At 66.7% G+C, this 20,116-nt stretch carries 26 protein-coding genes; 21 read left to right on the plus strand and 5 right to left on the minus strand.

Annotation, left to right across the window (positions count from 1 at the left end; translation table 11 throughout):
- Window positions 1–16 precede the first annotated feature (16 nt).
- Both NN4_RS08365 and NN4_RS08370 read right to left on the minus strand, forming a co-directional pair.
- Window positions 17–1,042 carry an SDR family oxidoreductase gene (locus NN4_RS08365; protein ID WP_147129383.1) on the minus strand — a complete coding sequence of 342 codons (1,026 nt, stop codon included), beginning with the start codon at window positions 1,040–1,042 and terminating at the stop codon, window positions 17–19.
- Window positions 1,043–1,253: 211 nt separating this feature from the next.
- A complete protein-coding gene (locus NN4_RS08370; RefSeq protein WP_147129384.1) occupies window positions 1,254–2,075 on the minus strand; it encodes an enoyl-CoA hydratase-related protein in 822 nt (273 codons plus the stop codon).
- Window positions 2,076–2,205: 130 nt separating this feature from the next.
- Here NN4_RS08370 and NN4_RS08375 point away from each other — a divergent pair, with 130 nt between their 5' ends.
- On the plus strand, window positions 2,206–3,459 hold the full coding sequence (locus NN4_RS08375) for a TetR/AcrR family transcriptional regulator (protein ID WP_147129385.1): 1,254 nt from the start codon (window positions 2,206–2,208) through the stop codon (window positions 3,457–3,459).
- A gap of 65 nt (window positions 3,460–3,524) precedes the next feature.
- Here the strand turns inward: NN4_RS08375 and NN4_RS08380 are convergent, their stop codons facing one another.
- The gene (locus NN4_RS08380) at window positions 3,525–5,051 is read right to left on the minus strand and encodes an aldehyde dehydrogenase family protein (protein ID WP_147129386.1); all 1,527 of its coding nucleotides are present in this window, start codon (window positions 5,049–5,051) and stop codon (window positions 3,525–3,527) included.
- A 365-nt stretch (window positions 5,052–5,416) separates the two neighbouring features.
- Between NN4_RS08380 and NN4_RS08385 the strand changes: the two genes are divergently transcribed.
- From NN4_RS08385 to NN4_RS08395, 3 genes are read left to right on the plus strand one after another with little or no spacing between them, the layout of a single operon-like run.
- Window positions 5,417–6,400 carry an ATP-binding cassette domain-containing protein gene (locus NN4_RS08385; RefSeq protein ID WP_147129387.1) on the plus strand — a complete coding sequence of 328 codons (984 nt, stop codon included), beginning with the start codon at window positions 5,417–5,419 and terminating at the stop codon, window positions 6,398–6,400.
- Window positions 6,397–7,221, plus strand: coding sequence for an ABC transporter permease (locus NN4_RS08390; RefSeq protein ID WP_147129388.1), 825 nt, complete (start codon window positions 6,397–6,399; stop codon window positions 7,219–7,221). The genes NN4_RS08385 and NN4_RS08390 overlap by 4 nt, the downstream gene beginning before the upstream one ends.
- Window positions 7,218–8,087 (plus strand): ABC transporter permease, encoded by an 870-nt coding sequence (locus tag NN4_RS08395; protein WP_186818324.1) that lies wholly within the window; start codon window positions 7,218–7,220, stop codon window positions 8,085–8,087. The genes NN4_RS08390 and NN4_RS08395 overlap by 4 nt, the downstream gene beginning before the upstream one ends.
- Here the strand turns inward: NN4_RS08395 and NN4_RS08400 are convergent.
- Window positions 8,057–9,247: a lycopene cyclase family protein gene (locus NN4_RS08400; protein ID WP_147129389.1), complete on the minus strand. Its 1,191-nt coding sequence runs from the start codon at window positions 9,245–9,247 to the stop codon at window positions 8,057–8,059. The genes NN4_RS08395 and NN4_RS08400 overlap by 31 nt on opposite strands.
- Window positions 9,248–9,550: 303 nt before the next feature.
- Here NN4_RS08400 and NN4_RS08405 point away from each other — a divergent pair, with 303 nt between their 5' ends.
- Window positions 9,551–10,486, plus strand: a complete 936-nt coding sequence (locus tag NN4_RS08405; protein WP_246180776.1) for an alpha/beta hydrolase — start codon at window positions 9,551–9,553, stop codon at window positions 10,484–10,486.
- Window position 10,487: 1 nt separating this feature from the next.
- A complete protein-coding gene (locus NN4_RS08410; protein ID WP_147129390.1) occupies window positions 10,488–11,423 on the plus strand; it encodes an esterase/lipase family protein in 936 nt (311 codons plus the stop codon).
- A gap of 12 nt (window positions 11,424–11,435) precedes the next feature.
- On the opposite strand, the gene NN4_RS08415 is transcribed toward NN4_RS08410, so the two are convergent.
- Window positions 11,436–11,912 carry a hotdog fold domain-containing protein gene (locus NN4_RS08415; protein ID WP_147129391.1) on the minus strand — a complete coding sequence of 159 codons (477 nt, stop codon included), beginning with the start codon at window positions 11,910–11,912 and terminating at the stop codon, window positions 11,436–11,438.
- Window positions 11,913–12,097: 185 nt separating this feature from the next.
- Here NN4_RS08415 and NN4_RS08420 point away from each other — a divergent pair, with 185 nt between their 5' ends.
- From NN4_RS08420 to NN4_RS08490, 15 genes are all read left to right on the plus strand, one after another.
- Window positions 12,098–12,508, plus strand: a complete 411-nt coding sequence (locus NN4_RS08420) for a hypothetical protein (protein WP_147129392.1) — start codon at window positions 12,098–12,100, stop codon at window positions 12,506–12,508.
- A 537-nt stretch (window positions 12,509–13,045) separates the two neighbouring features.
- Entirely contained in the window at window positions 13,046–13,351 is a 306-nt protein-coding gene (gene rpsJ / locus NN4_RS08425; protein WP_003938093.1) for a 30S ribosomal protein S10, read from the plus strand.
- A gap of 14 nt (window positions 13,352–13,365) precedes the next feature.
- Window positions 13,366–14,031: a 50S ribosomal protein L3 gene (gene rplC, locus NN4_RS08430; RefSeq protein WP_040731331.1), complete on the plus strand. Its 666-nt coding sequence runs from the start codon at window positions 13,366–13,368 to the stop codon at window positions 14,029–14,031.
- Complete coding sequence (gene rplD / locus NN4_RS08435; protein WP_107654112.1) at window positions 14,028–14,702, plus strand: 50S ribosomal protein L4; 675 nt, start codon at window positions 14,028–14,030, stop codon at window positions 14,700–14,702. The genes rplC and rplD overlap by 4 nt, the downstream gene beginning before the upstream one ends.
- Window positions 14,699–15,004: a 50S ribosomal protein L23 gene (gene rplW / locus NN4_RS08440; protein ID WP_040731336.1), complete on the plus strand. Its 306-nt coding sequence runs from the start codon at window positions 14,699–14,701 to the stop codon at window positions 15,002–15,004. Before rplD ends, rplW begins: the two co-directional genes overlap by 4 nt.
- Before the next feature lie 33 nt (window positions 15,005–15,037).
- Window positions 15,038–15,877, plus strand: a complete 840-nt coding sequence (gene rplB, locus NN4_RS08445; RefSeq protein ID WP_107654113.1) for a 50S ribosomal protein L2 — start codon at window positions 15,038–15,040, stop codon at window positions 15,875–15,877.
- 15 nt (window positions 15,878–15,892) lie between these two features.
- Window positions 15,893–16,174: a 30S ribosomal protein S19 gene (rpsS, locus tag NN4_RS08450; protein WP_019045020.1), complete on the plus strand. Its 282-nt coding sequence runs from the start codon at window positions 15,893–15,895 to the stop codon at window positions 16,172–16,174.
- Window positions 16,171–16,572, plus strand: coding sequence for a 50S ribosomal protein L22 (gene rplV, locus NN4_RS08455; RefSeq protein ID WP_107654115.1), 402 nt, complete (start codon window positions 16,171–16,173; stop codon window positions 16,570–16,572). Before rpsS ends, rplV begins: the two co-directional genes overlap by 4 nt.
- Complete coding sequence (gene rpsC, locus NN4_RS08460; RefSeq protein WP_107654116.1) at window positions 16,573–17,376, plus strand: 30S ribosomal protein S3; 804 nt, start codon at window positions 16,573–16,575, stop codon at window positions 17,374–17,376.
- A 4-nt stretch (window positions 17,377–17,380) separates the two neighbouring features.
- Complete coding sequence (gene rplP / locus NN4_RS08465) at window positions 17,381–17,797, plus strand: 50S ribosomal protein L16 (protein ID WP_025347180.1); 417 nt, start codon at window positions 17,381–17,383, stop codon at window positions 17,795–17,797.
- Complete coding sequence (rpmC, locus tag NN4_RS08470; protein ID WP_039822417.1) at window positions 17,797–18,036, plus strand: 50S ribosomal protein L29; 240 nt, start codon at window positions 17,797–17,799, stop codon at window positions 18,034–18,036. The genes rplP and rpmC overlap by 1 nt, the downstream gene beginning before the upstream one ends.
- The gene (rpsQ, locus tag NN4_RS08475) at window positions 18,033–18,305 is read left to right on the plus strand and encodes a 30S ribosomal protein S17 (RefSeq protein ID WP_107654117.1); all 273 of its coding nucleotides are present in this window, start codon (window positions 18,033–18,035) and stop codon (window positions 18,303–18,305) included. Before rpmC ends, rpsQ begins: the two co-directional genes overlap by 4 nt.
- A 119-nt stretch (window positions 18,306–18,424) precedes the next feature.
- Window positions 18,425–18,679, plus strand: a complete 255-nt coding sequence (locus tag NN4_RS08480) for a DUF6364 family protein (protein ID WP_147129393.1) — start codon at window positions 18,425–18,427, stop codon at window positions 18,677–18,679.
- Complete coding sequence (locus NN4_RS08485; RefSeq protein WP_186818325.1) at window positions 18,676–19,113, plus strand: PIN domain-containing protein; 438 nt, start codon at window positions 18,676–18,678, stop codon at window positions 19,111–19,113. Before NN4_RS08480 ends, NN4_RS08485 begins: the two co-directional genes overlap by 4 nt.
- Before the next feature lie 168 nt (window positions 19,114–19,281).
- Window positions 19,282–20,085 (plus strand): phosphatase, encoded by an 804-nt coding sequence (locus NN4_RS08490; protein WP_147129466.1) that lies wholly within the window; start codon window positions 19,282–19,284, stop codon window positions 20,083–20,085.
- Window positions 20,086–20,116 lie beyond the last annotated feature (31 nt).

Genomic DNA, 20,116 nt, shown 5'->3' on the forward strand with positions numbered 1-20,116 from the left:
CATTCGGCGTCGAGCATCAGACCCAGTTCTCGATCCAGTACTTCCAGATCAGCGGCGCGTAACCGGCCAGCGGCGGCACCTTGATGTCGGTGCCCGCGAGGGCGGCGGTGGCGTTGCGGCAGTCGAACCAGCAGCTGAACTCGCTGTGCTCCAACACATCCTGCGGAACGCCGACCCGGGGGAGCACCCAGCTCGCGCCCGGCACCTGCAACACCATGTCCAGTGCGCGCTTGGGCATCACCTCGACCAGGTGCGGCGCGCCTGCCTCGTCGGCGAACAGGTTCAATGCCTCGGCCACGCTCTGTCTACGCGGGTCGACCAGATGGAAGGTCGTCGCGTCCGAGCCTTGTTGGTGTGCAATGTGATCCAGCGCCCGCGCCACGAAATCGACCGGGACCATGTTGGTTTCGCCGAGCTTGGGCACCAGCACCGGCAGGATGCGCGGTAACTGCGCACCCATGCGCAGCAGCCGGAAAAAGTAGTAGGGTCCGTCGATCCGGTCGATCTCACCGGTCCGGGAGTGGCCGATCACGATCGAGGGCCGGTAGATCCGCCAGGGCAGCGCGGCCGCGCGGACGATCTGCTCGGCCTCGAACTTGGCGCGCTGCGTCGGCGTGGTCAACACCTGGCCCACGTCGAACATGTCCTCGGTGAACAGGCCCTCGGCCGAGCCGGCCACCTCCACCGTCGAGACATGATGGAGCAGACCGGCTTTCAAGCTTTCGGCGACATCGACCACGTGCCGGGTGCCGTCGGCCCGCTCCGCCAGGTCGTAGCTGGACGCCAGATGGAAGACATGGTCGATCGCGCCGCGGTGCGCGGTCAGCCACGTCGGGTCGATACCCAGCCCGGGCGCACCGAGGTCGCCGGGCACCGGTAGCACCCGATCCGCACCATCCCATTCCCGGGCACAGCAGGCGAACCGGTCGGCGGACTCGGCGCCCGGCCGTACCAGTACATGGATGACACCCTCGCGTTTCAGCAGCTCGGGGATGAGGAACCGACCGATGAACCCAGTTGCCCCGGTAACCAGGTAGCCCATAGCCGATGAGCCTAGCTCGGGCCGCCTCTCCGGGACTTCAGGCCGGACTCGTGCGCGTTGAATGTCGCGTTGGCGACCGGCGGTTGGGTGGTGAGTTGGGTTGGCCGGTCCCCGGCGAGTTACCCATGTGCTTGCGAAATCAGTTGTTCTGGAGGGGATCCGATGGTCGGCGGCGTCGGATGCTCGGAGGTGAGTCCGAAGTGGGAATGGGTCAGTCGGTGAAGACCGCTTTGCGCTTGGTGAGCATGGCGGTGGCCCCCTCGATGAAGTCGGGGGAGGTCAATAGTTCGGTCTGGCCGGACTTTTCGGCTGCCAGGGCGGTGTCGAGGGAGGTCAGCGTCGCTTGGTTGAGGGCCTTCTTGGTGAGTTCGAGGGCGCGGCGGGGGCCTGCGGCGAGCTTGGCGGCGGCGGCTTCGACCTTCGCGTCGAGTTCGGCTTCGGGGACCACCGCGGTGAACAAGCCGGCCTGTTTCGCGGCGGTGGCGGGCAGGCGTTCGCCGAGCAGCGCCATCTCCGCGGCGAGGGGGCGGCCCGCAGCGGCGGCGATCATGGCGGCCGCGCCGCCGTCGGGCATCAGGCCGATGTTGATGAAGGCCAGCAGGAGGTAGGCGTCCTCGCTGGCGTAGACCAGATCGGCGGCCAACGCGATGGCCACGCCGACGCCCGCCGCCGACCCCTTGACGCGGACGATCACGGGGACCGGAGCGTCGACGATCGCCTTCACCAAACGGTTCGCGGCGTCCATCGTCATGTCGGGGGTGATGCCGCGCTGGGCCTCGCGCGCGGTGGCCGAGAGGTCGGCGCCGGTGCAGAAATCGCCGCCCTCGCCGGTCAGCACGATCACCCGCACCGAGCGGTCCGCGGCGGCCGCGACGAAGGTGTCCCCGAGGGCGACCATGGTGTCGTAGTCGACGGCGTTCTTGCGCTTCGGGTTGGTGATCGTCACCCGCAGCACCTTGCCGTCGTGCACCGCCGAAAAGCCCGTGGCAGGCGTGGAGGACGCGACTGACGCCGCGGAATCGGAATTACTCATGTCTGCTCCTACGCTGCAACTCAGCAGCTACTCTGCCATGAATACTGGTTAACTTTGCGAATTGTGGTTAACTTAGGTTCCATTGTCGGGCGCTGTCAACCAGCGGCGCCGCCGGAGAACGGAGAGGTGCATGGTCGCGGATCGCAGCGAGGTCGGCCTCGCTTCCGCGCGGCCGGATGCCGATTCCGGCGGCGGTGGCGGTCGGACCGCGGCGAGCCCGGTGCGCCGCAGGCCCAAGGATCGCAAGGTGCAGATCATCCGGGCGGCCGCGCGCGCGTTCAGCGATCGCGGGTACTACCCGGTCGGCGTGGACGAGATCGCCGCCGAGGTGGGGATCTCCGGGCCCGCGCTGTACCGGCATTTCACGAACAAGTACGCGCTGCTCGTCGCGGCCGCCGAAGAGGGCGCGCGCCACCTGCTGAACGTGGCCCGCGCCGCGGACGACAAGGAACTGGAGCCTGCGCAGCGGCTGGACGCACTGATCCGCGCGATCAGCGAACACACCATCGAGATCCGCCGCGAGGCCGGGCTGTACCGCTGGGAGCGGCGCTACCTGGAACGCGAAGATCGCGTCCGGATCCGGCAGATCTACGATGACTTGAACGGCACACTCGCCGAACCCATCGCACTGCTGCGCCCGGAGTCGCCGCCCGCGGATGTCGCGATGTTGGCGGCCGCGGTGCTCAGTGCGATCGCCAGCATCTCCGCGCATCGCAGCGCGCTGTCCGGTGCCAGGCTGCTGCCGCTGTTGCACGACATGTCGTGGGCGATCCTGCGCGCCGAGTTGCCGCCCGCCCCGCCGGAACCGGATCCGGGACCCGTCACGCGCGGCCTGCCGGTGTCCTCGAAGCGCGAACAACTGCTCACCGAGGCGATCCGGATCTTCGGCAGGCAGGGCTATCACGAGGCGAGCATCGAGGAGATCGGCGCGGCCGTCGGCATCAACGCCTCCAGCGTGTACCGCTACTTCGCCAGCAAGTCCGACCTGCTCGCCGCCGCGTTCTATCGGACCGGCGATCGGGTCGCCCTCGCGATCACCGAGGCGCTGGCCGAGGCCACCAGCCGCGAGGACGCGGTGCGCCGGATCGCCGAGCGACAGGCCCGCCTGACCTTCGCGATGCCGGAGATCATGCCGGTCTACTACGCCGAATTCAGCAATCTGCCGCAGGCCGAGCAGCACAAGCTGCGCGCCATTCAACGCCAGAACGTGCTGGAGTGGGCCAACCTGCTCGACGGCGATCCCGTCGAGGCTCGGTTCCGGGTGCACGCCGCCATCGGTCAGGTGATCGACGTCGGTCGTCTGCTCCGATTCGACTCCCGCCCAGCCCAATTGGCTCGGGTGACCGCCTTGATGCAAGCCGTCCTGCTCGGTTCCAAGGCGTAGGCGCAAACCTGCCGACTTCCCGCACACCGATTCGCTGTGCGGGAAACCAAGGACTGTGCGGCAATTCAGGCGCGGCGACCGTGCCGGATGCGGAAGATGGTCCTGGCCAAACGCAGATGGTGTGGATGGCGGTCGAATGTCGACAGGTTCACCGGCGCCTGATAGCGCTTGCGGGCGATGGCCAAGGTGTGGCTGAACTCCCGCAGACCCTGATCGCCGTGGCTGTGCCCCTGGCCGTATTCGCCGACGCCGCCGAAGGGCAGCGCGGGGATGCCTGCGTAGGCGGTCGAGGAGTTGATGGTCACCACGCCGACGCGCAGGTGCTCGGCGAAGGTCTCGATCTCGTGCACGTCCCTGGTGAACACCGAGACCGCGACATCGTTGCCCACCGCGTTGATGCGCTGGGCGGCCTCGGCCATGCTGGTCACCTTGTTCACCACCAGCACCGGCCCGATGCCCTCGCCGGTGATCGCGAGGCTCTCCTCGGGCACCTCGGCCAGCACGACGGGTTCGATATACGGTTCGCGGATCGAATCCAGTCCGCCGACCACCGCGCGACCGCCGCGGGCCAATGCGTCGCGAATCTGCTTGCGCACCACCTCGACCTGCGACTCCAGGATCATCGGACCGTAGGACGCGCGCTTGTCCGCGCCGGGCCGCAGCTTGACCGCCTGCGCGACCACGAGTTCCAGGAATCGGTCGAAGACGGACTCCGCCACGTAGGCCCGCTGGATGCCGGTGGCGTTCTGCCCGGCATTGGCCATCGCGCCGAACACCGCGGCCTCGGCGGCGTCGTCGAGCTTCGCGTCGACGTGCACGATCATGCTGCCCTTGCCGCTGCGCTCCACGACCACCGGCGTCATCGTCTGGGTACACAGCGCGATCACCTCGCGCGCGCCGGACTCCGAACCGGCGTAGGCGATCTTGTCCACCTTGGCCCGGCACAGCGCGGCGCCGGTCGCCTGATCGCCGGTAACCACTTGCAGCACCGGCTGATTCGGCGCCAGCCTGGTCCAGCTGTCGGCCAGCCAGACGCCGACGCCGGTGGTCAGTTCGTGCGGCTTGAACACCACGGTGTTGCCTGCGGCCATCGCATAGGCGATCGATCCCATCGGCGTGAACACCGGGTTGTTCCACGGGCCCAGCACGCCGATCACACCGAGCGGCAGGTAACCCACCGAGGCGCGCTGATTGCGGGTCAGCCAGGTGGAGCCGAGCTTCTGCCTGCCGAGCGCGCGCGCCGCGTTCCGGGCCGCCCAGTCCAGGTTCTCCACCGCGAGCATCACCTCGATCGCCGCGTCCGCTTCGGGTTTCCCGGTCTCCTCGGACAGGATCTCGACCAATTCGCCTGCGCGGCGGGTGATGTCGCGCTTCCAGTCGAGCAGCCAGCGCTTGCGCCCACTGAATCCCAGTTCGGCCCACCATTTTTCGGCCGAACGGGCGCCGCGCACGGTGCGATTGATTTCACCGGCGCCCATGACGGCGTAGTTGCCGACGGTCTCGCCGGTGCGCGGGTCGTAGGACGTCAGCACGTTCGATCGGCCAGATCCTCCCGGCTGCGCCGCCACTCGTGGCTGCGCGGACTCGGCCATGATCACCTCTCGCAGTGTCGAAATCGGCGTGCGGGCCACCGGTGGAGCGGCCGCCGCGGACGAGTGAGTGTTCCCCCGATTAGCAGACTATGGTCGCCGCGCCGGGCCGACAAGGCTCGTCCGCTGCCGCCACGCTGCCCTTGACACGGTCCACCAGCGCCGATCTGCGCCGCGCCGGACGGATATCGGCGAGTGTGAGTAAGGACACAATTAGTCTGCGGTCCTGTTGGGTACTGCGCGGGCGACCCGGCGTGAATCCTGCATGCCGGTAACATCACGCCAAGCGCTACGGATCATTCATCGGGACGTATACGCGCGCGCTCCGGCGGCCCCGAGTCGTCGCAATTGCCGATAGTGGAGAGTTGATGCCGAGCTTGAACCAAGCAGATCTGCATGCCAGTGAGCCAGCGGTCCGGGTGACGGACGTCCGGAAGTCGTTCGGCGATGTGCATGCACTGCAGGGGGTCAGCTTCGTTGCCGACCGCGCCTCCGTCCTCGGCATCCTCGGCCCGAACGGTGCGGGCAAGACGACGATGGTGAAGATCCTGTCCACGCTGCTGCGCCCGGACTCCGGCACCGCCGTGGTCGCCGGGCACGACGTGCTCAAAGACGCGGCGGGGGTGCGCCGGTCGATCATGATGACCGGTCAGTACGCCGCCCTCGACGAGAACCTCTCCGGCCGGGAGAACCTGGAACTGTTCGGTCGCCTGATGGGCCTGACCAAGAGCGCCGCCCGCAAGCGCGCCGACACCCTGCTCGAGGAGTTCGACCTGGTGAGCGCGGGCCGCCGCGCGGTGCGCCACTACTCGGGCGGCATGCGCCGCCGGGTCGACATCGCGTGCGGCCTGGTGGTGCGCCCGGAGGTGGTGTTCCTCGACGAGCCGACCACCGGCCTCGACCCGCGCAGCCGTCAGGGCGTGTGGGATCTGGTGAACGCGCTGAAGGCCCAAGGCATCACGGTCCTGCTGACCACGCAGTACCTCGAGGAAGCCGATGTGCTCAGCGACAACATCATCGTCATCGACAAGGGCACGGTGATCGCCGAGGGCACCGCCGACGAGCTCAAGGAGAAGACCGGCGGCAGCTACTGCGAGGTGGTCCCGCTGGACCCGACGCAGCTGCGCACGACCGCCGCCGCCCTCGGCGACCTGGTTCCCGCCGCGGTACTCGCGGACATCAACGGCGGCGACCGGCTCTCCATTCCAGCCCCCGAGGGCGCGGCCACGCTCACCGAGGCGCTGCGCCGCCTCGACAGCGCGGGCATCGACCTGGCCGACATCGCACTGCGCAGACCCTCGCTCGACGACGTGTTCCTGTCCATCACCGGACGTTCGGGTGGGACGGCGTGACAACGGCTACTGCCCCTGATCGGGCCGCGGACGCGGCCGCACTGTTCGCGGACCTACCCGAGGCTCGGCTGTCCTCGTTCGCGCAGTGGCGCGCGCTGTCCGGCCGGATCGTCTGGACCATGGCCACCAAGGGTGAGCTGATCGTCGCGGTGGTGACGCCGCTGGTGTTCACACTCGGGTTCTACTTTCCGCTGCGCTTGGTGATGAAGTTCCAGGGCATCGACTACGCCCAGTACGTCATGCCGATCATCGTGCTGCAGACCATGGCTTTCACGATGATGTCGAACGCCCAGCTGGCGGCGTTCGAGGCGTTGACCGGGCTGAGTACCCGAATGCAGACCATGCCGATCGGCATGCTTGTTCCGTTGTCCGCGCGGATCGCCGCCGGGCTGGTTCGCTCGGTCACCTCGCTGACCGCCGCCGTCATATTCGGCCACCTGATCGGCTTCCGCTTCGTCGCGGGCTTCGGGCAGGCCGTGTTGTTCTGTGTGTTCTCGTTGGCGGTCGGCACCACGCTCGCGCTCGGCGCCGACGCGCTGGGCAGTTTGACCAAGAGCCCGGAATCGCTGAGCCAGGCACTGACCCTGCCCACGCTGATCTTCGGCATGCTGTCCTGCGGGTTCGTCCCGGAACGCAGCTTCCCGGAATGGATTCAGGGATTCGTGCGCAATCAGCCGATCTCCCAGTTCTCCTTCGCGCTGCGTGACATGGCCGCGGGCGGTGTGACGTGGCAGGTGTTGTGGGTACCGCTGACCTGGGTGATCGGGCTCGCGCTCGTGTTCATCCCACTGTCGATCTGGGCAAGCGTGAGGCGATCATGAGTTCCGTAGAGGCCACCATGGCGCCCATCGACGAGACCGACAAGATCTCCTGGAAGACACCGCTGCCCGAGGTCGCGGCGACACCGGAGAACTCGCTGCGCAACTGGGCCACGCACAGCCTGATCCAGTGCAAGCGGCTGCTGCTGGTCTGGGCGCGTGATCCCGCGACCACGATCCAGACGCTGGTGTACCCGGCGCTGACGCTGCTGATGTTCAAGATCGTGCTCGGCAAGTCGATCACCAGCTACACCGGCCAGCCGAGCATCTACGCGCAGATGGCGTTGCTCACGCTGGTCGCGGCGATGTCCGGTGCGGTGGTGAGCGCGCTCGGCTTCAAGGGCGAGAAGATGTCCGGTCTGCTCGGCCGGTTCTGGACCATGCCGATCCACCGAGCGGCGGGGCTGACCGGACGCTTGCTGGCCGAAGCGGTTCGGGTATTGGTCACCACTCTGTTCGTCGTCGGCGTCGGGCTGCTGCTCGGCTTCCGGTTCAACCAGGGCCCGCTCGCCGGCCTTGCCCTGATCGGCATCCCGGTGCTGTTCGGTGTCGCCTTCGCCGTGCTCGTCACCGCGCTGGCCACCGTCACCGAGGGCGTGATGCTGGTGAACATCATCGGCATCATCAACACGCTGCTGATGTTCTTCAACACCGGCTTCGCACCGGCGTTCGCCTATCCGGTCTGGTTGCAGTCGACGATCCAGAACCAGCCGATGAGCTGTGCGATCGATGCGATGCGCGGCCTGTCTTATGGCGGACCGGTCGCCGAGCCGCTGATGAAGACCGTGCTGTGGACGCTCGGCTTGATCGTGGTGTTCGCCTACCCCGCGGTGCGCGGCTATCGACGGGCGGCCGAGACCGGGGCCTGATCGAAGTCGTAGTCCAGCCAGCGATTGCGGTTCGTCCAGCCGACCAGGTCGTAGCGCCAGTGGAACGGCCAGGTGTGCGCGACGGTGTTGAACAGGACCGCGCCGAGGGCGGTGTAGTCGTCGTGGGCGGACAGCAGGGCGCGTTGTCCGCGCGGTGAGGCGTTGAAGAACGCGTCGAACATGGCGATCGATTGCTCGGTGGTCAGCCGGCCGAGTCCCCATAGCCCGCGCATCCGCATCCAGTACACCAATCGGGCGCGGCGCGGCCACAGTTCGGCGATCGGGTCGCGGCCCTGCTGTAGCGCGGTGATCGCGGTGTCCACCAGCGCGAGCGAGTCGGCGACGCTGTAGCCGGTGCAGGGATGCATCATGCCGCCGCGTGATCCGAACGGAACGGCCTGGGCGACGCCCTTTTTCGGCGGCCGTTGATCGAGCGGATAGTGCGCGGCCTCCGTCGGCTCCGTGCCGGTGAGCCGAATGCCGTGCGCGGCAAGTCGATTGAGGGTCCGTTTGCGCAGCTCGTGCTGCGGCATGCCGCCACGCAGGCCGAGGCTGGTCTCCTCGAAGATCACCGTGCCGTCGCCGAGCGGCACCGAGTAGAGGAACGACGGCGGCTCGTCGGGGCCCGCGCCGTTCTCCGGCCGCCAGTCCAGCAGCAGTCCCTCGCCCTCCTCGACCATCGGCGCGGCCGTCTCGGCGGCGACGAAGATGCCGTGCGCGCTGGCGGCCCGGCGCCGGCCGAGCGTGGGCAGGCCGCGGGTGTCGAAAACCGTCGCCGCGGTCACCGTCGTCCCGTCGGCGAGGGTGACGACGTGCGCGTCGACCTGGGTGGCGCGCCCCGCCAGTACGGTGGCCCCGTCGAGCGGGAGTGCCTCGCGCAGGCCCGTTTTCGACAGCACGCAGTAGGGGCGATCGATGCGCAGCGCGGTTTTGGTCCAGACGGTGGGCTGCGGAATCGTGCTGGCGATTGCGCTCGCGGGCAGCCAGTCCGGCAGTTCGTCGACCCAGCAGGAGTAGGTGGGCGGCCACAGCCGATCGGGCCGCGGATCGACCGCGGTCACGCTGAGCCCGGCGCGCAGCGCACGATGCGCCAGCGCCCGGCCGGTCGGACCGAGCCCGACCACACACACGTCGACATCTCGGACCGCGCTGACACCCATGAGGGCATTCAATCCGCTGCGGCCGGGCCGACGCAACTGTCCGCGCGCATCGAGCCCCCGGAAATCGGGTCTCGCATTAAACCGAACACGGTGAAAGCGCGCAGTCCGAGAATTGCTTTTCACGGTGCCCCCAGAATTGGTGGCCCTGCAACTTCAGTGATGAAAAAGGGCTGTGTCACACCGTAGTCTCGGTGCCGGACGCGGGTGGTTTCCGCGTTCAGGAGAAGGGGAATCATGAGTGGCAATACCCTCCGTAGGCTTGGTGTGCTCGCGGTCACAGCCGGTGCGGCTGTATTCGCGGTTATGCCGGCATCGGCGCACGGTGCGCCTGCGGAGTCCGCAATTGTTGCGGTGCAGGAGCACGATGCGCGAAAGCTCACCTTGACAATTCACTCGGCGGCCATGGATCGCGATATCCAGGTGGAGACGCAGCGGGCGGCCGACACCAGCGTGCCCCGGCCGGTGCTCTACCTGCTGCAGGGTGCGGGCGGCGGCGAGGACGGCGTTACCTGGGAGACGGAAACCGATGCGCTGCAGTTCCTTTCGGCCAAGAACGTGCACGTGGTGTCGCCGATCGGCGGCATGTTCAGCTACTACGCGGATTGGATCAACGACGATCCGCGCCTGGGCAAGCAGAAGTGGAAGACCTTTCTGACGCGTGAATTGCCGCCCCTCATCGATAAATATCTGGCGACCAGCGGGCGCAATGCCATCGCGGGCCTCTCGATGGCGGGCACCACCACGCTCGCGCTCGCCGCGACCACCGGCGACCTCTACTCCAGCGTCGCCGCCTACAGCGGCTGCGCGCAGATCAGCGACCCGGTCGGCCAGGAGTTCATGAAGCTCACCGTGGAGACCTGGGGCTGGGCGAAGCTGGCCAACATGTACGGCGCGGCCGACGACCCGCGCTGGGCGGCCAACGACCCGTACGTGCAGGCCGAGGGGCTACGAGGCAAGTCCATCTACATTTCCAGCGGCGGCGGCATCCCCGGTAAATACGATGAATTGAACGGCAAGTATTCGCTGCCCGGTGTCGACGGTATCGCGGCCCAGCTCATCAAAGGCGGCGCCATCGAGGCGGCCACCAATTACTGCTCACGCAATATGCAGACCCGCCTGAATACTCTGGGTATTCCGGCAACGTATGACATTCACCCGGACGGCACCCATTCCTGGGGATATTGGGAAGACGCGTTGAAGAACTCGTGGCCCGCGCTGTCTGCTCCGTTGGGAATTTGAGATGTGGATTCGCAAACAGGCCGCGCGGATCGCCGGCCTGATGCTCGCTGCCGCCTGCGCGGCGGTCCTGCACGCGCCCGCCGCGGCAGCCGCCCCGCCGATCCCGGCCTTCGCCGGCGCCAACGATTGGGCCTGCCGCCCGTTGGCGGTGCACCCGCAGCCGGTCGTGCTCGTACACGGTTCGGGCACCGACGCGGCCAACAGTTTCGCGATGCTCGCACCGCTGCTGCGGGCCGAGGGTCACTGTGTCTTCGCGGCGAATCTCGGCCCCACCCCCGGCCTGCGTGACGTGGTCAGCGGCCAAGCCGGCTCCAGCGCAGTGGGTATCGGCCCGGTCGGCGCCGCGGTACTCGGCCGCACCATCTACGGCGTCGCCGACATCGATCGGATGGCGACCGAGTTGAGCGACGTCGTGCAGGCCGTGCAGAAAGCCACCGGCGCGCAGCAGGTGGCGCTGGTCGGTCACTCCACCGGCGGCAACGTGATCCGTCAGTACCTGCGCTCGCACGGCCCCGCCGCGGTGACGCAGGTGATCACGCTCGGTACCCCGTATCGGGGCTCGACCTGGGCCGGACTCCGCGACAACTACCCTGACCTGGCCTCGATCGGTCTGGAGAACGCGCAGATCGCCGCCCAGGTCTTCGGAACTCCGGGTCAGCAGCAGGTGGTTGGGTCACCGCTGCTGAACCGGCTGAACGCGGGAGGCGAGACCGTGCCCGGTGTCCGGTACACGGCCCTCGCCTCCCGCGCCGACGAGATCATCACCCCGCAGGAGACCGCGCTGCTCACCGCGCCCACCGGTGACAACCGCAATATCTGGCTGCAGGACGGCTGCCCGGCCGACATCGCCAATCACAGTGGGCTGCTGGGGGATCCGCGTGCCGCCGCGGCGGTGCTCAGCGCGCTGGCGAACGACAACCGCCCGCTGCCCTGCTGAAAAAAGGTGCGGCTACTTCGGTGTGATCCAGGTGGTGATGTCCGCGTGCACGACCTCGAGGCCGTGCTTGTCGTAGACCGACACCGGAATGATCAGGTCCCGGCCCTCGGTGATCGTCGCGAAGTCGGGGACCTCCGGCAGCTTCGCGACGGCCCGCAGGCCGGTCTCGGCCTTGGCCAGGTACTGCACGTTCATCGCCTTCGGGATCCAGCGGTGCGTCTCCGGCACGGTCGCCTCGCTCAGCATGCCCATGGCCACCTCGGCCAGGTTGCAGGCGGCGATGGCGTGATAGGTGCCGAGGTGGTTGTGGATGCCGAACCACTTCGGCGAGGTCACCTCGCACAGGCCCGGCTCAAGTCGCACCACGCTCGGCAGCACCGTGCCGAAGTACGGCACCCGCGCCACCATGCCCAGCGAGAACAGCGTGTGGCCGAGCCGATTGTCCGGCAGTTTCTGCCAGCTGCGGTAGGTCGCGGTCGCTTTCGTCATGCGGTCATCTTACTGCGGAGTAAGTTCGGTCTGTCGAGTGTGCCCCAAATCACGGTGACAGCGGGCTCGGGGGCTATCTGGTCGCCTGTCCGAATTGCTATGTTTATCCGTTGCGTCGATCGGTGGCGGGACTGGGGGCCGACGCCATTTCTGTTGGCGTAGAGGGGAACTGGGAGTTCTCGAGCATGGGTATTCGCACAATCGCCGCCGCGCTGGGTATCGCGCTGGGCGGCGCTCTCATCGCGACATCCGCAGGGGCGGGCCAGGCCGCCGCCGTCACTCCGGTCATCGCGCCGCAGGACGGCATCTATCTCGGCCTCGAACTCGATCACAACGAGACGGTCGCGTTGCAGCGCAGTCCGCTCATGGGCGTGCTGAACGGTCCACTGACCACCGACGGGCTGTTCTACCTCGATGAGGAGTCCGTCTATCAGGGCGGCGAGCTGATCGACGGCATCCAGTACAGCGACGACCTCGAGTTCTCGGGCGTCACCGCGGAGGCGGCCAACACGCGCAGCGGTTCGATCGCGATCGCTGTGGTCGATCCGGCGCTCTACGACAACTCGAAGTATGTGATCGTCCAGGTGCTGCGCTGACCTGATTCGCCTCCGGCGGGTGGGGTCGGATCGGTCGAACAGTCGAACGGCGGCGGCCGTGCCGGTTCCTCGGAATCGGCACGGCCGCCGCTGTTGTTGCCTTGCCGTCACGCCGATGACCTGGGCGGAGCCGTTCCCTGGGGCCGGATTTGAAGTAGCCGAGCGCGTCGGGCATACTGTTCGGGTTGCCTTGCACCGGGCCGTGCCTGTTTCCGAGTTGAGACGGGATGGCTAGGAAAGGCGAGCAGTACCAATCGTGTACCTCACCGGTTCATCCGGTGTGGGTACGTCCGGGAACACGATTCCAGGCCTGAGATGAAGTTCGATCCAGTGCCGAAGAATGAGCGGATGGGCGACACGCCCGACCGCGTGGACCGGAGAACCATGACAGATGAACAGCGGCGAGGACCGAAGCATGCGTGCTCGGTCGTGGTCTCACGTGAGACGTCTTCGTGTGTTCGGGCTGTGCAAATTGAGGGTGGTACGGAAGCCAGCTTCCGGATCACGAAGGTATAAGCGGAGAAAAGGACACTTAGCGTGGCGGGACAGAAGATCCGCATCAGGCTCAAGGCCTACGACCACGAGGCGATCGACGCGTCAGCGCGCAAGATCGTTGAGACGGTGACCCGCACTGGGGCCCGTGTCGTCGGGCCGGTGCCGTTGCCGACCGAGAAGAACGTGTACTGCGTCATCCGTTCGCCGCACAAGTACAAGGACTCGCGCGAGCACTTCGAGATGCGTACGCACAAGCGGCTTATCGACATCCTCGACCCGACGCCGAAGACGGTCGACGCGCTGATGCGCATCGACCTCCCGGCCAGCGTCGACGTCAACATTCAGTGACGGGGACTGGAGATATGACTGACAACAAGAACAGGCCTGCGGCGGGCATCCTCGGCACCAAGCTCGGGATGACCCAGGTGTTCGACGAGAAGAATCGCGTCGTTCCCGTGACCGTCATCAAGGCCGGACCGAACGTGATCACCCAGATCCGCACCGTGGAGCGCGACGGCTACAGCGCCGTCCAGGTTGCCTTCGGCGCCATCGACCCGCGCAAGGTGAACAAGCCGGTCTCCGGCCAGTTCGCCAAGGCCGGTGTCACCCCGCGTCGCCACGTTGCCGAGATCCGCGTCGCCGACGCGTCCACCTTCGAGGTCGGCCAGGAGATCAACGCCGACGTCTTCGAAGAGGGCACCTACGTCGACGTGACGGGTACCAGCAAGGGCAAGGGCTTCGCCGGCACCATGAAGCGTCACGGCTTCGCCGGTCAGGGCGCTTCGCACGGTGCGCAGGCTGTGCACCGTCGCCCCGGCTCCATCGGTGGCTGCGCCACCCCCGGCCGCGTGTTCAAGGGCATGCGCATGTCGGGCCGCATGGGTAATGACCGCGTCACCACGCAGAACCTCTCGGTTCACAAGGTCGACGCCGAAAACGGCCTGCTGCTGATCAAGGGAGCGATCCCGGGTCGTCGCGGCAATGTCGTGATCGTCAAGAGCGCAGTGAAGGGTGGTGCGCACGCATGACCAGCCTCGAAAAGAAGGCCAACCTGACCCTGCCGGTCAAGGAGCTGGGCGGCAAGACCAATGGCACCGTCGATCTCCCCGCGGAGATCTTCGACGCGACCGCGAACATCTCGCTGATGCACCAGGTGGTCATCGCGCAGCTGGCCGCGGCCCGCCAGGGCACGCACTCCACCAAGACCCGCGGTGAAGTCCGCGGTGGTGGCAAGAAGCCGTACCGGCAGAAGGGCACCGGCCGCGCCCGTCAGGGCTCGACCCGCGCGCCGCAGTTCACCGGTGGTGGCGTCGTGCACGGCCCGCAGCCGCGCGACTACAGCCAGCGCACCCCCAAGAAGATGATCCGCGCCGCACTGCGTGGAGCACTTTCGGACCGGGCGCGTAACGAGCGCATCCACGTGATCACCGAACTGGTTGCCGGGCAGGACCCGTCGACCAAGACGGCCAAGAGCTTCCTCGCGGAGCTGTCGGACCGCAAGAAGTTCCTCCTCGTCCTCGGACGTGAGGACATCGCGGCCTGGAAGAGCGTGCAGAACCTCGAGTTCGTGCACCCGATCGCGCCGGACCAGCTCAACACCTATGACGTGCTGGAAAGCGACGAGGTCGTGTTCAGCGTGGAGGCACTCAACGCCTTCGTGCACGGCCCCGCCGAGGCGGCACAGGAGGAGAGCAAGTGACCACCATCGCCGACCCCCGCGACATCCTGCTGGCGCCGGTCATCTCGGAGAAGTCCTACGGACTCATCGAGGAAGGCACCTACACCTTCATCGTGCACCCGGATTCCAACAAGACGCAGATCAAGATCGCCGTCGAGAAGGTCTTCGGTGTCACGGTTACCAGCGTCAACACCGCCAACCGTCAGGGCAAGCGCAAGCGGACCCGCTTCGGTTACGGCAAGCGCAAGAACACCAAGCGCGCGCTCGTGACCATCTCGGCCGACAGCAAGCCCATCGAGATCTTCGGAGGCCCGGTCGCGTAAGCGCCTGGGACTCCAGAAAGAAGAGAAGAACTCATGGCAATTCGTAAGTACAAGCCGACAACCCCGGGTCGCCGCGGGTCGTCCGTTTCGGACTTCGCTGAGATCACTCGGTCGACCCCCGAGAAGTCGCTGATCCGTCCGCTGCACAGCAAGGGTGGTCGTAATGCGCACGGTCGCATCACCACCCGGCACCGCGGTGGCGGCCACAAGCGGGCCTACCGTCTGATCGACTTCCGTCGACTGGACAAGGACGGCATCCCGGCCAAGGTCGCGCACATCGAGTACGACCCGAACCGCACCGCGAACATCGCGCTGCTGCACTTCGTGGACGGCGAGAAGCGCTACATCATCGCGCCCAAGGGCATCGCGCAGGGCACCCCGATCGAGTCCGGCCCCACGGCCGACATCAAGCCGGGTAACAACCTGCCGCTGCGCAACATCCCGACCGGTACCACCATCCATGCGGTGGAGCTGCGTCCGGGCGGCGGCGCGAAGATGGCTCGTTCGGCCGGATCCAGCATCCAGCTGCTCGGTAAGGAAGGCTCCTACGCCACGCTGCGTATGCCCTCCGGCGAAATCCGCCGCGTCGACGTGCGCTGCCGCGCCACCGTCGGCGAGGTCGGCAACGCCGAGCAGTCGAACATCAACTGGGGCAAGGCCGGCCGTATGCGCTGGAAGGGCCGTCGCCCCACCGTCCGTGGTGTCGTGATGAACCCGGTCGACCACCCGCACGGTGGTGGTGAAGGCAAGACCTCCGGTGGTCGCCACCCGGTCTCGCCGTGGGGACAGCCGGAAGGCCGTACCCGCAAGCCCAACCGCCCGAGCGACAAGCTCATCGTCCGCCGCCGCAAGTCCGGCAAGAACAAGCGCTGAAGGAGGAGGTAAGAAATGCCACGCAGCCTCAAGAAAGGCCCGTTCGTCGACGACCACCTCCTCGCGAAGGTGGACGTGCAGAACGAAAAGGGCACGAAGCAGGTCATCAAGACCTGGTCGCGTCGTTCGACCATCATCCCCGATTTCATCGGCCACACCTTCGCCGTCCATGACGGTCGCAAGCACGTGCCGGTGTTCGTCTCGGACAACATGGTCGGGCACAAGCTCGGTGAGTTCGCGCCGACCAGGACGTTCAAGAGCCACGTCAAGGACGACCGGAAGAGCAAGCGGCGATGACGACTGACACTCAGAATCCGACTGCACGCGCGACGGCCAAGCACGTTCGCGTCACCCCGATGAAGGCTCGTCGCGTCGTGGACCTGGTCCGCGGCAAGCGAGTCGAGGATGCCCTGGCGATCCTGAAGTTCGCGCCCCAGGCCGCGAGCGAGCCAGTTGCCAAGGTCGTGGCGAGTGCCGCGGCGAACGCCGAGAACAACCTCGGCCTGAACCCGGCCACCCTGGTCATCTCGACGGCCTACGTCGACGAGGGTGCGACCATGAAGCGGTTCCAGCCGCGCGCCCAGGGTCGTGCGTTCCGCATCCGCAAGCGCACCAGCCACATCACCATCGAGGTCGAGAGCATCCCCACCGCCGGTGGAGCAACTCGCAACCGCCGGAAGGGAGGGGCAAAGTAAATGGGACAGAAAATCAATCCCCATGGCTTCCGCCTCGGTATCACCACCGACTGGAAGTCGCGTTGGTACGCGGACAAGCAGTACGCGGACTACGTCAAGGAAGATGTCGCCATCCGTAAGCTCCTCGCCACCGGCATGGAGCGGGCGGGCATCTCCAAGGTGGAGATCGAGCGCACCCGTGATCGGGTTCGCGTCGACATCCACACCGCTCGTCCGGGCATCGTCATCGGCCGCCGTGGCGCCGAGGCCGATCGCATCCGGGCCGAGCTGGAGAAGCTCACCAAGAAGCAGGTGCAGCTGAACATCCTCGAGGTCAAGAACCCCGAATCGGATGCGCAGCTCGTTGCTCAGGCCGTGGCCGAGCAGCTGTCCAACCGCGTGGCGTTCCGTCGTGCGATGCGTAAGGCCATCCAGTCGGCCATGCGTTCGCCGAACGTCAAGGGCATCCGCGTGCAGTGCTCGGGCCGCCTCGGTGGCGCCGAAATGTCGCGCTCGGAGTTCTACCGCGAGGGTCGGGTGCCGCTGCACACGCTGCGCGCCGACATCGACTACGGCCTCTACGAGGCCAAGACCACCTTCGGTCGCATCGGCGTGAAGGTCTGGATCTACAAGGGCGACATCGTCGGTGGCAAGCGTGAGCTCGCCGCCGCGGCCGCTCCGGCAGGCGATCGCGATCGCCCGCGCCGCGAGCGTCCGTCTCGCCCGCGTCGCTCCGGATCCGCCGGTACCACGGCGACCAGCACCGAGGCCGGGCGCGCCGCCACCGCGGTGGTGGACGCTCCGGCAGAGACACAGGAGGGCTGACGCAATGCTGATGCCTCGTAAGGTCAAGCACCGCAAGCAGCACCACCCCGGTCGTTCCGGCATGGCCAAGGGCGGCACCTCGGTGGCGTTCGGCGAGTTCGGGATCCAGGCGCTGGAGCCTGCTTACGTGACCAACCGGCAGATCGAGTCGGCACGTATCGCGATGACCCGCCACATCAAGCGTGGCGGCAAGATCTGGATCAACATCTACCCGGATCGCCCGCTCACCAAGAAGCCTGCCGAAACCCGCATGGGTTCCGGTAAGGGTTCGCCGGAGTGGTGGATCGCGAACGTCAAGCCCGGCCGCGTGATGTTCGAGATGAGTTACCCCAATGAGGAGATCGCTCGTGAGGCCCTGCGCCGCGCGATGCACAAGCTCCCGATGAAGTGCCGGATCGTGACCAGGGAGGAGCAGTTCTGATGGCTACCGAAACACCGGCCGCAGAGCTCCGCGAGCTCACCGAAGAAGAGTTGGTGCAGAAGCTGCGCGACTCCAAGGAAGAGCTGTTCAACCTGCGCTTCCAGATGGCGACGGGTCAGCTGGACAACAACCGTCGGCTGCGCGTGGTTCGTCACGAGATCGCGCGCATCTACACGGTCATGCGCGAGCGCGAGCTCGGTCTGGCCTCCGGACCCGCTGACAAGGGAGATGCGGCATGAGCGAACAGAAAGAGCAGCAGCGCGCCAGCCGCAAGGTTCGAGTTGGCTACGTTGTCTCGGACAAGATGACCAAGACGATCGTCGTCGAGCTGGAAGACCGTAACCGGCACAAGCTCTACGGCAAGATCATTCGCACCACCTCCAAGGTGAAGGCGCATGACGAGAACGAGATCGCCGGCATCGGCGACCGCGTCCAGCTGATGGAGACCCGACCGCTGTCGGCGACCAAGCGCTGGCGTCTGGTCGAGGTGCTGGAGAAGGCCAAGTAGGTCTTTTCGGTCTGTAAGGCGAAGGCCCGCTTCCCGGTTGGGAGGCGGGCCTTCGTCGTTCTATGAGCCGACCCGATCGCCACGTTACTTTCACGTGGAACACGTGGTATACATGTGGCATGTCCAAACGTAATCTGACGATCCAGCTCGATGAAGAGGTGATCACCTCCGCAAAGGTGATTGCGGTACAACGGGGCACGTCGGTCAGCGCGCTGGTGACGCAGTACCTGCGCGAGATCGCTCAGGACGCCGAGCGCTATGAGTACGCCAAACAGCAGGCGCTCCAGCTGATGGCCGAGGCCGAAGGGCACGGAGGGCGCGTCACGTGGACGCGAGAGGAGCTTTACGACCGAGGGGAGCAGAGGCACGCGTGATCGCGGTTGAGCGCACCTTCATAGACACCAACATCCTCATCTACGCACACGACATCGAGGCCGGGGAGCGGCACCGGATCGCTCGAGATGTCCTCGCGGACCTGTGGCGTCGCGGCGTCGGTTTGCTCAGCACCCAGGTGCTGCAGGAGTTCTACAACGTGGCGACGCGCAAGTTGACGCCACGGATGAGTCCAGCGAAGGCTCGCCGGGTCATTGCGACCTACAGCGAATGGTGCGCGCGCGACACCGACCCGCTGGTGATCATGAACGCTTCATTTCTTGCCGAAACACACATGGTGTCGTGGTGGGACGCATTGATCATCGAGGCCGCTTCCCGGTCCGGCGCGAAATACATTCTGTCGGAAGACCTTCAACACGGCCGCAGCTTCCTCGGGTTAGAGGTGCGCAACCCCTTCCTCGAACGAGCGGGTTAGCCCAGATCCGGACCCGCAGGAGATCGCGGCGAGAACCGAACAGTGAGGAGGGCGCGTACTGCGGTTGCCGGGCGCGCCCGTCCTTGTAGTGTCGTGTTGACGGCGAACACTGCGTCGAAGCACCTGGCCTCGGTAGCAGTGCCGGCCGATGCGGAGGTGGGATTGTTGGTGCAGCCATACGACCGGGCGCTGCTGCGTAAGCACTTGCTACAGACTCGGATAGCGGGCGATGTCGCGACGCCACGCGAGGGAAACCTGGCGCATTACCGCAGGATGGTCGCCAAGGATCCCGGCTACCAATTCGGGTTGGCGTTGAAGGACTGGACGTTCGACGAGACCTTGGACATGATGGCGCGGCTGTGCGGGGTCAACCCGGACCCGCGGCATCGGCAAGGCGCCGACACCATCGGAGTGGATCTGACCATCGAGGCCCTCGACGAGATGGGCGCCCGAATCGGGCAGGCCGCGCGCGATCGAGAGACAGTGCTGCTGGCCACCGGGCACCCCGGGCCGCTGATGGGCGTCTACCGCGCAGTCGAAGACGCGTTGCGCGCCGCCGGGTGTGAGGTACTCACCCCCGCCGCGGGTTGGTCGTACCCCGTCATCACCGCGAACGGCTCGCGGATTCGCGAAATCGTCTACAGCTCAGGCGTTGCCGCGCTCAGCACCGGCGGCCGACTCCAGCACACGCACGACCCGAACCCCATGCAGGCGATGCTGCAAGAACTGCGCGACCGCCCCGAACCGCACCCCTGGCCCGACCTCGTCATCGCCGACCACGGCTGGGCCGGCGCAGCGGGTGAAGCGGGCATCGACACCGTCGGTTTCGCCGACTCCAACGACCCAGCCCTGTTCGCGGGCCGCGCCGAAGGCAAGATCGCCGTTACCGTCCCGCTCGACGACGGCGTCTTCCCCGAATACTACGAACCGATGACCGACTACCTGCTCGACCGCGCGGGTCTCACCGGCTGAACCTACTCGACGGCTGAGCGCAAAGGTGAAC

The sequence above is a fragment of the Nocardia ninae NBRC 108245 genome (assembly GCF_007990755.1).
In the GTDB taxonomy this organism is placed as follows: Bacteria; Actinomycetota; Actinomycetes; order Mycobacteriales; family Mycobacteriaceae; genus Nocardia; species Nocardia ninae.